The 13,724-nt window shown below is 37.8% G+C and carries 14 protein-coding genes and 2 pseudogenes; 8 read left to right on the forward strand and 8 right to left on the reverse strand.

The annotated features are described in order from the left end of the window. Positions 1-15: 15 nt before the first annotated feature. The gene (gene trpS / locus VSAL_RS21325; RefSeq protein ID WP_012552254.1) at positions 16-1,053 is read right to left on the reverse strand and encodes a tryptophan--tRNA ligase; all 1,038 of its coding nucleotides are present in this window, start codon (positions 1,051-1,053) and stop codon (positions 16-18) included. A 372-nt stretch (positions 1,054-1,425) separates the two neighbouring features. Between trpS and VSAL_RS21330 the strand changes: the two genes are divergently transcribed. The 6 genes from VSAL_RS21330 to VSAL_RS21355 are packed head-to-tail and all read left to right on the forward strand — an operon-like array spanning position 1,426 to position 6,650. Continuing rightward, positions 1,426-2,493 (forward strand): ABC transporter substrate-binding protein, encoded by a 1,068-nt coding sequence (locus VSAL_RS21330; RefSeq protein ID WP_012552255.1) that lies wholly within the window; start codon positions 1,426-1,428, stop codon positions 2,491-2,493. A gap of 8 nt (positions 2,494-2,501) precedes the next feature. Further along, positions 2,502-3,308 carry an alkaline phosphatase family protein gene (locus tag VSAL_RS21335; protein WP_012552256.1) on the forward strand — a complete coding sequence of 269 codons (807 nt, stop codon included), beginning with the start codon at positions 2,502-2,504 and terminating at the stop codon, positions 3,306-3,308. Further along, positions 3,305-4,192 carry an ABC transporter permease gene (locus tag VSAL_RS21340; protein WP_012552257.1) on the forward strand — a complete coding sequence of 296 codons (888 nt, stop codon included), beginning with the start codon at positions 3,305-3,307 and terminating at the stop codon, positions 4,190-4,192. The genes VSAL_RS21335 and VSAL_RS21340 overlap by 4 nt, the downstream gene beginning before the upstream one ends. After that, positions 4,179-4,967 (forward strand): ABC transporter permease, encoded by a 789-nt coding sequence (locus tag VSAL_RS21345; protein ID WP_012552258.1) that lies wholly within the window; start codon positions 4,179-4,181, stop codon positions 4,965-4,967. The genes VSAL_RS21340 and VSAL_RS21345 overlap by 14 nt, the downstream gene beginning before the upstream one ends. Then, positions 4,964-5,983, forward strand: coding sequence for an ABC transporter ATP-binding protein (locus VSAL_RS21350; RefSeq protein WP_012552259.1), 1,020 nt, complete (start codon positions 4,964-4,966; stop codon positions 5,981-5,983). Before VSAL_RS21345 ends, VSAL_RS21350 begins: the two co-directional genes overlap by 4 nt. 1 nt (position 5,984) lies before the next feature. Further along, complete coding sequence (locus tag VSAL_RS21355; RefSeq protein ID WP_012552260.1) at positions 5,985-6,650, forward strand: HAD family hydrolase; 666 nt, start codon at positions 5,985-5,987, stop codon at positions 6,648-6,650. Between the two features lie 30 nt (positions 6,651-6,680). Here the strand turns inward: VSAL_RS21355 and VSAL_RS21360 are convergent, their stop codons facing one another. After that, the gene (locus VSAL_RS21360) at positions 6,681-6,890 is read right to left on the reverse strand and encodes a hypothetical protein (protein ID WP_012552261.1); all 210 of its coding nucleotides are present in this window, start codon (positions 6,888-6,890) and stop codon (positions 6,681-6,683) included. A 291-nt stretch (positions 6,891-7,181) separates the two neighbouring features. Continuing rightward, the gene (cspE, locus tag VSAL_RS21365; protein ID WP_012552262.1) at positions 7,182-7,391 is read right to left on the reverse strand and encodes a transcription antiterminator/RNA stability regulator CspE; all 210 of its coding nucleotides are present in this window, start codon (positions 7,389-7,391) and stop codon (positions 7,182-7,184) included. Between the two features lie 477 nt (positions 7,392-7,868). On the opposite strand from cspE, the gene VSAL_RS21370 reads away from it, so the two are divergent. Next, positions 7,869-8,075, forward strand: coding sequence for a hypothetical protein (locus tag VSAL_RS21370; RefSeq protein WP_012552263.1), 207 nt, complete (start codon positions 7,869-7,871; stop codon positions 8,073-8,075). 76 nt (positions 8,076-8,151) lie between these two features. Here VSAL_RS21370 and VSAL_RS21375 read toward each other — a convergent pair whose 3' ends face one another. The 3 genes and pseudogenes from VSAL_RS21375 to VSAL_RS21385 all read right to left on the reverse strand — a co-directional run bounded on the left by VSAL_RS21375 (position 8,152) and on the right by VSAL_RS21385 (position 11,053). Then, positions 8,152-9,756, reverse strand: a complete 1,605-nt coding sequence (locus VSAL_RS21375) for a mechanosensitive ion channel family protein (protein WP_012552264.1) — start codon at positions 9,754-9,756, stop codon at positions 8,152-8,154. 339 nt (positions 9,757-10,095) lie between these two features. After that, a pseudogene (locus VSAL_RS21380) lies at positions 10,096-10,624 on the reverse strand (NADPH-dependent FMN reductase). Between the two features lie 18 nt (positions 10,625-10,642). Beyond that, a complete protein-coding gene (locus VSAL_RS21385) occupies positions 10,643-11,053 on the reverse strand; it encodes a VOC family protein (protein WP_012552266.1) in 411 nt (136 codons plus the stop codon). A gap of 129 nt (positions 11,054-11,182) precedes the next feature. On the opposite strand from VSAL_RS21385, the pseudogene VSAL_RS21390 reads away from it, so the two are divergent. Beyond that, a pseudogene (locus tag VSAL_RS21390) lies at positions 11,183-12,085 on the forward strand (LysR family transcriptional regulator). Here the strand turns inward: VSAL_RS21390 and VSAL_RS21395 are convergent. Beyond that, positions 12,086-12,934, reverse strand: coding sequence for a TPR end-of-group domain-containing protein (locus tag VSAL_RS21395; RefSeq protein ID WP_012552267.1), 849 nt, complete (start codon positions 12,932-12,934; stop codon positions 12,086-12,088). It lies immediately after the preceding pseudogene. A 126-nt stretch (positions 12,935-13,060) separates the two neighbouring features. Then, complete coding sequence (locus VSAL_RS21400; protein WP_012552268.1) at positions 13,061-13,648, reverse strand: LysE family translocator; 588 nt, start codon at positions 13,646-13,648, stop codon at positions 13,061-13,063. Between the last annotated feature and the right edge of the window lie 76 nt (positions 13,649-13,724).

The following is a 13,724-nucleotide window of genomic DNA, read 5'->3' on the forward strand; positions in this document are numbered from 1 at the left end:
TAATAGAAAAACCATTTAAAACAACGTCAAACCAAATGCTTTTTTCACATTATGTAAGACTTGGTTTGATTCTTCTTGAGATTTTTGGCTGCCTTGTTTCAGAATATCAATAAGCTGCGATTTATCTGAAATGTACATTTCTCTGCGCTCTCGAATTGGTCTTACTATCTCTTGTAGGCACTCTTCTAAAATTTTCTTTGTCGTACCATCCCCCAAACCACCTTGTTGATATTGGCTTTTTAGCTCGTTGATATAAGCCGCATCAGAATGAAAAGCATCTAAATAGGTAAACACCACATTGCCTTCTACTTGACCTGAGTCTTCAACTCTCAAATGAGTAGGATCGGTATACATCGCTTTAACCGCTTTAGAGATATCTTTTACGCTTGAGCTTAATAGTATGCAGTTTCCCATCGATTTCGACATTTTACTTTTGCCATCAACGCTAGGTAAACGCGGCATTTTACTTAACAATGGACGGCACTCAACAAGCACTTCTTCTTGAGCGATATGATTTAACTTCCTTACTATTTCGTTTGTCTGCTCTATCATCGGTAATTGGTCGTCCCCCACCGGAATTAAGGTTGCTTTAAACGCCGTAATGTCCGCTGCTTGACTAATTGGGTAGGTCAAAAACCCAGTAGGAATCGAAGAACCAAAGGATTTATTCGCAATTTCATTTTTTACGGTTGGATTTCTTTGTAGACGGGCAACCGACACAAGATTTGAATAATACATAGTAAGTTCTGATAACGCAGGAATAGCTGATTGTAAGCAGATAGTTGTTTTTAAAGGATCAATTCCGACAGCAAGGTAGTCAGCCACCACATTTAAAATATTAGAAGACACTTTATGAGGGTTATGTCCGTTGTCCGTCAGCCCTTGTAAATCAGCAACTAAAATGGTTTGCTCATACTGATGTTGCAGCTCAACTCGCTGTTGCAAAGAACCAATAAAATGCCCTAAATGCAATTGTCCCGTAGCTCTGTCGCCAGTTAATACTTTTTCTTTTTTAACGGATTGATGTGTCGTTGTTTGAGTGTGATTTTTCATAATATTGCTCCTAATAGACCATCGGAGACGCATATTATGGGTATTCATAAGCAGTCTTCCGACGGCTTTGAATAGATGTGATTCAGCGCCGCTCTATAAAATAGAACGCCACCAACAAATTGAGAGGTATGTAGCTTGAGTATTCATAATCATGCTTACAAACTATCATCATAAAAATAAGGACTCAAGCACTATTTGTTAATCCTTTATTGGATGAAAGAAATAACGTTATGCCCTCTTTTTTCACCTCACACTGAAACATTAATGACATCAAAATCCACTAAAACTGTCAGAAATCCGCCTCAAAAGCGTCACAGAACCTCTCTAGGATGACAATCAAATTATTGATGTAGTCCAAAAGGATAGAGACGAATGAAAACATTACTAACCAGTGCAACATTAATTGCGACAACCCTATCTACACCGCTATTTGCTAAAGAAGCAGATATTCAATCTCTTGTGAATGCGGTGAAACAAGAAGGCCACATTTACAGTGTTGGTATGCCCGGAAGCTGGGCAAACTGGAAAGATACATGGAATGACCTAGGAAAAATCTACGGATTAAAACATCAAGATACCGACATGAGCTCAGCTCAAGAAATCGCAAAATTTTCTGCAGAAAAGAAAAATGCAACGGCTGATATTGGTGATGTCGGCTTTGCCTTTGCACGAGTCGCGGTTAAAAGAGGCGTCACTCAAGCGTATAAACCAACGACTTGGGATTCCATTCCTGATTGGGCAAAAGACAAAGAAGGGCATTGGGCTCTAGCTTACACGGGCACTATTTCATTCATATCAAACAACCAATTAGTAAAAAATCCACCAACATCGTGGAGCGATTTATTAAAAGGTACATACAAAGTCAGCGTAGGAGATGTTGGGGTTGCAGCTCAAGCAAACAACGCCGTTTTAGCGGCGGCATTTGCTAATGGTGGCGATGAAAGCAACTTAAAACCAGCCATTAAATTCTTTGCTAAATTAGCAAAACAGGGTCGTTTATCTTATACCGATCCTGGCTTAGCCAACTTAGAAAAAGGCGAAGTTGAAGTCGCTATCTTATGGGATTTCAACGCGTTAAATTATCGCGACAAGCTCGGTCATAATGAATCAGGGCAGGCACGTTTCAGCGTAAATATCCCTCAAGATGGCTCGGTTATTTCAGGCTACACCACCATCATCAATAAATTCGCTAAAAACCCGAACTCAGCAAAACTAGCTCGTGAATATATTTTCAGTGACCAAGGGCAAATCAACTTGGCTGAAGGCTACGCTCGTCCAATTCGTAGCGACGTAGTATTACCTAAAGCCATCCAAGACAAATTAATTCCAAGCGACCAATACACTAACGTTCATCCTGTTAGTAACTTCAAAGCATGGGAAAAATCCGCGCGTAAATTGCCACGTCAATGGCAAGAAAACGTCCTTATCAATCAACAGTAGAGGTTGCTATGAACAATAAGGTTATCCTTGTTGTTCTTGATGGACTTAATTACCAAGTAGCCCGCGATTGTATGGGCTACTTAAATGGGTTAATTGAGCACCAAAGAACAACGCTATATAAAATTCAATCTGAATTGCCGTCGATGTCTCGCCCACTCTATGAGTGCCTACTCACCGGTGTGTCTCCAGTCGAAAGTGGCATTGTAAACAACAATATAGTGCGTTTATCTCATCATGAATCGGTATTCAGCTTAGCCAGAAAACAAGGGCTAAAAACAGCGGCTGCCGCTTATCATTGGGTCAGCGAACTTTATAATATCGCCCCTTATCATGCAGTACGTGATCGCTTTACTGATGATGAAAATCTGAATATTCAACATGGTTGTTTTTATCATTGGGATCACTATCCAGATGAAGCATTATTTCTAGATGCAGAGCACCTTCGTCATACTCACCAACCCAATTTCTTATTAATTCACCCAATGAACATTGATGATATTGGACATAAATTTGGCTTAGATTCTCGCCAATACAGAAACAGCGCACGCATGGCCGATATCATTCTGTCTAATTATATTGATGATTGGGTTCGCGATGGTTATCAGATCCTCATTACCAGTGATCACGGCATGAATAACGACTTATCACACGGTGGGATCTTACCAGAAGAACGAGAGGTTCCTTTGTTTGTCATAGGTGATTCATTTACTCACCAAGAAGCGGTAATTAAACAAACCGAACTTTGTGGCATGGTATGCCAGTTATTGGCACTCGACCATGATAAACCCTACCCTCAGGGATCATTAACATTATGAGTAGTTCTGTAGTCACTCATTCTAAAAATAGCCCAAGTAAGCGATTACCATTGTGGTTACATAAAATAAAACCTGCGATTTGGCTCGCTCCATTGGCATTATTTTTCTATTTATTTCAATTAGCTCCGATGATTTGGGTGTTCATCAATAGTTTTATTTATGAAGATGAATACTCTTTTGAAAACTATCAAGAAATATTCGATTCAAGCTTTATGCTACAAGGGTTTAGTAACAGTTTATGGCTGGCTATTTGGTCAAGTTTTATTGGGCTCGCAATTGCTACTTTATTGGTTTCATCATTACGAAGAATTGACAGCAAAATTCGTGATGGCGTTATTGCCTTTACCAATATGAGCAGTAACTTCTCAGGCGTACCACTCTCTTTTGCCTTCATTATTATTCTAGGCGTTAATGGCGCATTCACTTTGCTACTCAAGCAATATGGCCTCATTGATGATTTTAATTTATATGGCCAATGGGGCTTACTCACGCTTTATATTTACTTCCAAATCCCTTTGGGTGTTTTATTACTTTATCCCGCGTTTGATGCATTAAGCGATGATTGGCAGGCCGCTTCAGCGCTACTTGGTGCAAAAACATGGCAATACTGGATAAAAATCGCCTTACCTGTGTTATCACCCGCGTTACTTGGCACCTTCATCATTTTAATCGCTAATGCCATTGGTGCTTACGCCAGTGTGTATGCTCTCACCAATGGTAACTACAACGTCATTACCGTTCGTATTGCGAGTCTTGTTTCTGGAGATTTATTCTTAGAGCCAAATTTAGCCGCCGCTATTTCTGTCATATTAATGGCAATACTGGCCTTCATTACCCTAATTAATCAGTGGCTTATTGCTAGGAGTTATCATGCAAAACGTTAACGCCACCTTTCACAAATCAGTCGTTTATTCTATTGTCGGTATCATGATGATCCCAATTATTGCGACGTTTGTGTACTCGATGTCTTCACGCTGGGGGGCGAAAATCCTTCCAGATGGATTCACTTTGAACTGGTATGGACAACTATTAACAGACGAGCGTTTCATCGCTGCATTTGGGCGTTCATTATTTATTGGTCTCGCCTCATTAACGTTGAGTGTTGTACTGATTATTCCCGCTATTTTTGTCGTATTTTATTACTTCCCAAAACTCGATAAAGTGATGAACATTCTCATTCTATTACCCTTTGCGGTTCCACCTGTCGTGTCATCCGTTGGGTTATTGCAAATCTATGCTGACAGTAGTATCCCTTTAGTTGGAACACCCTGGATACTCATCGGAACCTATTTCACTATTGCATTACCATTTATGTACCGCGCTGTCGCAAATAGTTTTGAAGCCATCAATTTACACGATCTAATGGATGCAGCTCATTTACTAGGAGCAAGTACAACCAAAGCGTTTCTCTTGATCATTCTTCCGAATTTAAGGAAAGGATTAATGGCATCACTCTTCTTATCCTTTTCATTTTTACTGGGTGAATTTGTGTTTGCCAACATCTTAGTCGGCACGCGTTATGAAACTCTGCAAATCTACCTCTATAACATGCGACAAACGAGCGGACACTTTACGTCTGCATTAGTAATGACCTATTTCTTATTCATCTTTTTACTGACTTGGCTAGCAAGTCGTTTTAGCCAAGGGATCAAATCATGAGCTATGTAAGCGTAAATAAATTAACGAAACGTTTTGGTGATAATACCGTATTTGAAGATGTGAGTTTCAATATCGAAAAAGGGGAATTCATCACGTTATTAGGCCCAAGTGGTTGTGGTAAATCAACACTACTTCGTAGCTTGACGGGCTTAGATCCCATCAATAACGGCGAAATTTGGGTAAATGGCGAAAACATCACAAATCAAACACCACAACAACGTGGCATTGGGATGGTGTTTCAATCTTATGCCTTATTTCCTAATATGACCGTAAAAGAAAACATCGCATTTGGTTTGAAAATGAAAAAAATCGATGCAAATACGGTCGAAAAAGAGGTAAATAAAGTCATTGAATTGGTTGATTTGAATGGCAAAGAAGATCACTATCCACATCAACTTTCTGGCGGACAACGTCAACGAGTAGCATTGGCTCGTGCGTTAGTTGTAAAACCTAGAATATTATTACTGGATGAGCCATTATCGGCATTAGATGCAAAGATCAGAAAACGCCTTCGCCAACAAATCCGTGATATTCAAAAAGAGCTGAACTTAACGACGATCTTTGTCACTCACGATCAAGAGGAAGCGATGATAATGTCCGATCGCATCTTTTTAATGAACCAAGGCGAAATCGTTCAACAAGGATCACCAGAAGAAATATATACCCAACCTGCAAATGAGTTTGTGGCTGGTTTCATGGGGCACTATAATTTAGTTGACGCACCAAAAGCAAAACAACTCTTTGATATTGAAACAGAGTGGAAAGTCGCCATTCGTCCAGAATCGATTTATGTAAAAGAAGAAGGTCGGCACTATGCCGAGCATATTTCAGCCCCAAAACAAGGCATTATTAAGAGCCACCAATTACTTGGTAATGTTATTCGCTACCAAGTCGATGTAAATAATTGCGATCTTACCGTCGATTTATTGAATCGTTCTTCAGAAAGGCTGTTAGCCGCAGGAAGTACATTAGACTTACTCTTTAATCTTAACGAAATTCAACCAGTGAGAGCTTAATATGATGCAACCATTGTACGTATTTGATATGGATGACACGTTGATCAACGGTGATTGTGCCATGATTTGGAATGAGTTCTTAGTGGATAAAGGAATGGTCACGGATCCTAGCTTTTTAACGGAAGATAAACGTTTAATGACACTGTATTCGCGGGGTTTGATGGACATGGAAGATTATCTTGCCTTCTCAATGTACCCATTGAAAGCAGTGGCAAAAGAAAAAATCACAGAACTTACGGAAGAATGTGTCGAAGAGCGAATTTTGCCTTTATTGTTTCCCGAAGCAAAAACACTAATTCAAGAATTAAAAAACGATAACATAGATATTGTGCTCATCTCTGCATCCGTCACATTTTTAGTTAAAGCGGTCGCTAAAAAAATTGGCATTGAACATGCTATTGGTATTGATTTAAAAGAAAAAAATGGTTATTACACTCGCCATATATTAGGTACAGCAAGCTATAGAGAAGGGAAAGTAACGCGACTAACGGAATGGCTAGGTGGAGAAAAAAATACCTATTCTGATATTCACTTTTATACCGATTCTATCAACGATTTACCATTGTGTTTGTACGTGGACCATACGTACTTGGTAAATCCTTGTGAACCACTAAAAAGCTATTCAGAGAAAAAGAATTGGCCAGTGCTATTTTGGGGGAGTCAATAAAAGTTCAGTTAAATCTAAAAACGTGATTAATTAGTAAGAAATTGAAAAGTTGCCAATAGAGTGATTATCGCTATTGGTAATACTTCCTTCACCCGTCTCTTCACAATATGAAAATTGAATATCAAACGTATTCAAATTGCCTTTGATTAAGACATTACGCAATAAAACATCACTGTTTAGTTGGTGAATTGGAGCGTCCCATGAAACATTATTTTTGAAAATAGTAAAACTTACGTTCATTTAGTACCTTTGGATTTATAAATAAGAAATATGCTTAATTTTTGACCTGCATTTTTTAAATAGAATGAGGCTAAAAAATTAATTTAAATGATGTCATAGATTGATGTTACAGAAAATGATTGGATTAAAACTAAAATAGTAGAAGTAAATAAGAGAGGTTAGGACAAGTACAAAACAGGAGCAGATGTTTGAAATGTTTATATCTTACAGAGTAGAACTAAATCGAGTGTTAATAAAGCATTTAAAAGTAGCGCAAATGGTATAAATACCATCTGCGCAACTTATTTGAAATTAAGCAGCTACAACGTTCGCAGCTTGTGGGCCTTTTTGGCCTTGCTCAACTTCAAAAGAAACTTTTTGGCCTTCAGCAAGAGTTTTGAAACCCTCTGAAGCGATAGCACGGAAATGTACGAATACGTCAGCGCCGCCGTTATCTTGAGTGATAAAACCGAAACCTTTCTCTTCGTTAAACCATTTAACGATACCAGTTGTTTTAGACATGTGATGTCCCTTATATATTTAAATTCATAAAAAATCGCATAATGCGATGCGCTTAGAGCTTGAATTATTAAATGTGACTACAAAGCTAAGGGAAACACTGAGAATAACAACATTACGAAGAAATACTAAGGCTTACTTTTACTTGATGTTCATTAACAACTCTGAGCAACAGAGCTAGATGGATAATACCCTACTGCCGAATATTGTAAAGATTTTTCTTCATTTATTTTAAAATAATTTTCATTTACCTGAAAATTAAGGCAGAAGGTCGCCAAACATAATACGTAGATCTTACCTTTCTTTAGCGGAGACATTCAATCTTGTCATCCCCCACAAATCACCCAGTCTTTTGAACACATCAAGGTCTGATAAAAAAGTAAACTTACATTACCAATAAAGGCAATTCAATTTAGCTTACCTTTCGTTATGATTGTTAACACTACATAACGACACCCTACATTAACGGAGCATAAACGAATGAACAAAATCATCCCATTTATCATGTTGGCCTTCTTCAGTTTACGCTTATTTGCCTCTGTAGGCCCTCATGTACAACAATTAGAGCATGATGGATTCACTATCTTACGTTCAGCTCTTATTGTCGGTGTCGTGTTTTTTGTTGCCTCTCTCATCATAAAGAAATTTAAAAAGCCATCTAATATTACTATCGATTCAGATAAATAGTCGCTTAAAATAAAGACAAAAAAAGGAGTGATTCAGAATCACTCCTTTTTTATTTATTGTATTTTATACCCAGATATTAAGCATCATGCTTATAAACATGCACATCACGTTGTGGGAACGGAATGCTCACGCCTTCAGCATCAAAGCGTTTCTTAACGGTTTCGGTCACTTCCCAATACACATCCCAATAATCGTCAGTTTTCACCCATGGGCGAACAATAAAGTCGACTGATGATTCATTAAGAGTATGCAATTTCACCATATGTTCTGGTGATTTCAATACGGCAGGATGACTCGCTAAGATATCATTAAAGATGGCTTTCGCTTTCTCAATATCATCTTGATAACCAATACCAAAAACCATGTCGACACGTCGTACAGTCTCAGCCGTTACATTCTTAATAACATCGCCCCAAATCTTATTGTTCGGAAAAACAAGCTGTTGATTATCAATTGTTTTAACAGTAGTCGACACTAGGTTCATGTGGCTTACTTTACCCGTAATACCTGCAATCTCAACTAAATCATTCACATCAAATGGACGATAAATTAAGATCATCATGCCTGATGCAAAGTTAGATAATGTATCTTTAAGTGCAAAACCAATAACCACACCAGCAACACCAAAGCCTGTTAATAGTGGTCCTAAATTGATACCAACTTGCGATAGCGCAATCAGAATACCAATTAACGTTACTAGCTTCGTGCCCATTGAAACAAAGAAATCTTGCATCAAATGACTGAATTTCATTTTAGAATGAGACACGCTTTTCTTTATCGCTTTTCTAGCTAAACGAGAAATAACTCGAGTTACCCATAAAATAATAATAAAGATTAGCGTTTTTAAAACCAACGATGGCGCATTCTCAATCGCCCAATCCTTAAACCCGTTAGCCCACTCTTCAGTTAATCCATAAGCAACGCTGACGTCTAATACATCACTATTAATATCGCCAGTAATTGAGAAGATAAGCTGTTTATATTTTGTAATATCAACGTTATTTTCTTCCATTAATGCCGTCGTTGCTTCTAAGCTTGCAACCATCAATGAAATTCGCTCAGCCATGTTCACCGCATTTTGCTTTAGCGTTACTTTCTGCTCAGGAGAAGCAAATTTAAGACGTTGAGCAATATCATTTCGTTGTGAATCAAGATAATGAATAACATTAAATAATAGGTCAGCTCTAGTTTCTAGATCTTTTAAAATGTTTTGTTCTTCATTTGTAAAATCAATATTTAACGACTCACCCCAAGCTAACGTTTCAAAAGCTTCAACGTAATATTGGTCCATCATACCTAAGCGCTTTTGAGCCGCAAATTCTAGGTCAGCCTTCTCGTCACCGCTCGCTTTTCTTGATGCTTTAGTAATACGAATCAACTCTTTCTGACTGTATGCCAATAGTTGATTTACTAATTTCATTTCTAAGCGCACGGTTTCAACAAGTGCAGGGGCTTTCGTTTCATCTTGAATTTTTTCAGAAATATTGTTTCTAATTTCTTCATTCTTTCGACGAAGTACATCTTCAAAAAAGAGCTTATCAGCAGGATCAGCCGCAGATAATTGTACTAAGCGTTCTTGTAAGTTTTGCTGTGTTACTTTCATTTCATCAATGCTTTGTGCGTACGTTGGTGCAATAAAGCTCACCATCAATAGCAACAAAGCTACATATTTCTTAATCATAAAAAACGTCCTATATAAATCATGACCATATAATAATCTAAGCCTCTCTATTCTCGTGCATAACTCTTATCAATAATAGTGATAAATGATGACATTACGTTCACTTGTTGAGAATTTGTGACTTAAAAATAAATTTACTGAGTGACACTTTACTCCGTTATGTTTCGATGTGTGTTTGATATCGTTAATATAATTTAATTCAGCTTTTCTGTGTTCTAATGAGAAATGTTAATTAGCATCGCTACTATTCATTTTTAAAACAATAAAAAGGGCGTATCTATATAAAATAAATACGCCCTTTCACATACTAATAATTAGTTAGAATCGCTTTATCACTATTTATAGCTCAGCAATAATTGCTTTTAATTTCTCAGCCAACGCTTCATTTTTTAACACGCCTTTTTCCATGTCAAAATTATCGTAAAAACTAGGAATAGACAGTGAACCTTTCACTTCTGCTGCAAAGTAAGGAGCAGAACCAGTTGCTGCAGCTAATACAGAACTCGCACCACCAGGACCAGGAGAAGTAGCAAGCATAATAACTGGCTTACCTTGATATACTTTCATATCAATACGAGATGTCCAATCAAACACGTTTTTAAACGCCGCTGAGTAAGAACCATTATGTTCAGCGTATGAAATAACAATCACGTCTGCGTCGCCTAATTTTTGAAAGAAGCGCTGAGCAAGTTCTGGTTGGCCTAATTCTTTTTCTTTATCTTCACTGAAAATTGGCATTTCAAAATCATTCAGATCCAGAACTTCTACTTCAGCATTTGGTACAAGCCCCGCTGCGTATACGGCTAATTGCTAATTGCTTATTGATTGAGGTTGAGCTATTACTTGCTGCTAGTGCTAATACTTTCATGGTTATTCCTTATCATTATTACTGAAATGCGTTGAGGCCAACATATTCTATAAACTCAATCACATTATTATCTGGGTCTCGGATAAAGCAAGATACGCCAGTTGGGTGCTTCATTGCATTCCCACTTAACGATATATCAAGCTTTTCAAGTTCGACTAACGTTTTCTCCATGTCATCGACTTCAATGGCGACATGGGTATATCCTGTGTGTTTCAATTCCACATCCATCAACACATTCTCTTTTTTATTCTGATTGGCATTAAGAATAAAATTAATATTGATACCCGACGGATGCTCTACAATCGCAACAGGCTCTGGTCCACTTGGGCCTGTAACGTATTCAAATCCTAATTTGGCATAAAAGTCACGAGAGGTTTCAAAATGACTAACTCGAAGACCAATATGATTTATTCGTGTTATTTGCTTCATTCTTATTTCCTTTTTTGTGAGCCGTTATCCTATGAACTAACTATAGTTTAATTACAGATATTGATTAATAGCCTAAATGTGCAATGATTATTTCCATATGACTTGCAATACTTGGTGGGGATAACAGAAGTGACGTTTAATTCAGCCTTATTTGATGGCATGGTGATTTTTACAGAAGTCGTTAACAGCGGCAGTTTTACTAAGGCAGCACACATCAGTGGGCACTCAACGTCTTATATCAGCAAAGAAATAGGAAAATTAGAGGCACGTTTAGGCGTAAGGTTACTTCACCGCACAACACGCACATTGCGATTAACACCTGAAGGAGAGTTGTATTTTCAACAATGCCAACAACTGATTTAAGATGCACAATTCGCTGAAAATGCCATTTCAGGACAACAAGATAAACCCAAAGGACGGCTAAGAGTGAGTTGCCCTGTTGGGTTTGCACTCTCTAGGTTACGTCCTATCTTAGGGCTATTTTCAGACCAATATCCAGACATCACTTTAGAATTAGACCTGAATGATAGAAAAATTGATATTGTAGCGGAAGGGTTTGATATGGCCATTCGAGCCTCTCATCAACTCGAAGATTCGAGCTTAATAAGTCGTCGATTTTTAAGCTCAGAAGGCGTTGTTATTGCTTCTCCTGATTATTTAAGGAAATACGGTTACCCTCAAAATCCAAGTGAACTATCCCAACATAAAACCATTGGATATACGTATGTAAAACAGGGCAGCGTGTGGGATTTTATTGATAAAGATCATCAAGAATTACCCGTACCACTGCACTGTCAGGTAATCACTAATAATTCATTTATGGAATTGTCTTTATGCTTAGCAGGGCAAGGGATCACTCGAATCCCTCGCTTCCACTTAACGGATGAACTAGAAACAGGGAAATTAATCGAATTATTTGGGGACTATCCTAAATTAAGAATTGATGTGTATATGGTGTACCCAAGCAGAAAGAACATGTCAGGAAAGGTGCGCTGCTTTTTAGACTTTATTACAGAGCACCTTGGTGACTAATTATTTTTCTTCTTCTTCTAATAACGCTTCAAAACGCTCTAAACCTCTAAGCGGGTCAAAATCAGGTTCTTCTCCAACTAAGTCACGCATGGACGCACTGGCTCTAATAGAGCGCTGTAAATCATCGATGGCTTGTACGTCCGCACCTAATTGAGAATAACCACATGCACGCTGATACAATGCGTGCGCATTTTGATCATCAACTTCTAAAACTCGATTACATAAGCTTAATGCCCAATGGAATTCCCGCATCTCCATCGCCGCATCCGCTTTATAAGTCAATGCTTCTAAATCACCTGGACGTATTTTTAAAATCTCATCATATACGTCCATTTTTTGCTCTGCTGTTTGAACACTTTGAGCTCTCAACCACAGATTATGTATTTCATTAATGATTTCAATTTCACGATTATTATCTGAAATAATTCGGGTTTTCCGCTTTAAATCCAACTCTAAAGCACCAAATTTTTTCTCATAATCTTGGGCTATTTTAGTCAGTTGTTTATCCGCCATCTCTTTCGTATTCTGCTTCATTTCTTTTAATGACTGCCACCCAATAAGAGCAACCAACGACGCCATTGCGGCAATCACGTAAAAGAAATAAGTCACTGTAACATTTGAGTAATTTAATGACTTATCTGCAACCGATAATTCACGATCCGTAATTTGTATCGTCATTCTTCGTTCTAAATCTTGCTGATCCATTCTTAATGCTTTTAATTCATCAAGAATATAGCGTTCCATTAAAGGTCTATCAACATACTCTTTTTCAGAATATCGTTGCTCTTCAGCTTGTAATGAAAGGGAAGTAAAAAGGGTGATAACGAGCAGAAAGATGTTTCGATACATAGGGATGACCTTATTAATCGTGTATTTACGAGAACGTGATATATTTAAAGATAACACATCCTCGTAAATTACATTGTATTAACAAGGGGACCCCACAAATAAACTATAAAACAAAACCGTAAATGATTAAAAACCAATCACCATTGACCCTACTAATAGACCAGCCATGCTGTAATTAAAGACTTTAAGGTGGCTTGGTTTAGTTAATCGTTTCTGCAATTGTTTTCCCGCCGCAGTCCAAAAACTAACGGTTGGAACGTTAATACAAATGAACACAAATGCGATTAAAAAAACACTGAATATATCTGAGCTAGAAGCATAAACACTCATTACCGACAATGCCATCGACCACCCTTTTGGGTTTACCCATTGAAAGCTGGCCGCACTTAAAAACGACATTGGTTTGTAGTCCCCATTAATACTATTAACCGGTTCGCTTGTTGCTATTTTGTACGCGAGATAAAGTAAATAAATTGCACTAACAACCTGCAATACTTTCTCTAATTGTGGATACGTTTGAAAAAACTGAAGTAATCCCAACCCAACCAACACCAGCATAAAAGCAAAACCCAAAATAACACCGAGCATATGTGGAATAGTACGAACAAAACCAACATTCGCACCAGAGGTCATTAGCATGATGTTATTCGGGCCAGGGGTGAAAGCGCCAACAAAGGCAAAAGCGATTAAAGCAAGTAGATGCGAGTATTCCATAATGACGATCTTATCAAGATTAAATTCTTCTTGTATCTTAATGCGAGACTAGGTAAATTTTCTGTCTATATTTGCT

The sequence above is a fragment of the Aliivibrio salmonicida LFI1238 genome (assembly GCF_000196495.1).
Taxonomy (GTDB): domain Bacteria; phylum Pseudomonadota; class Gammaproteobacteria; order Enterobacterales; family Vibrionaceae; genus Aliivibrio; species Aliivibrio salmonicida.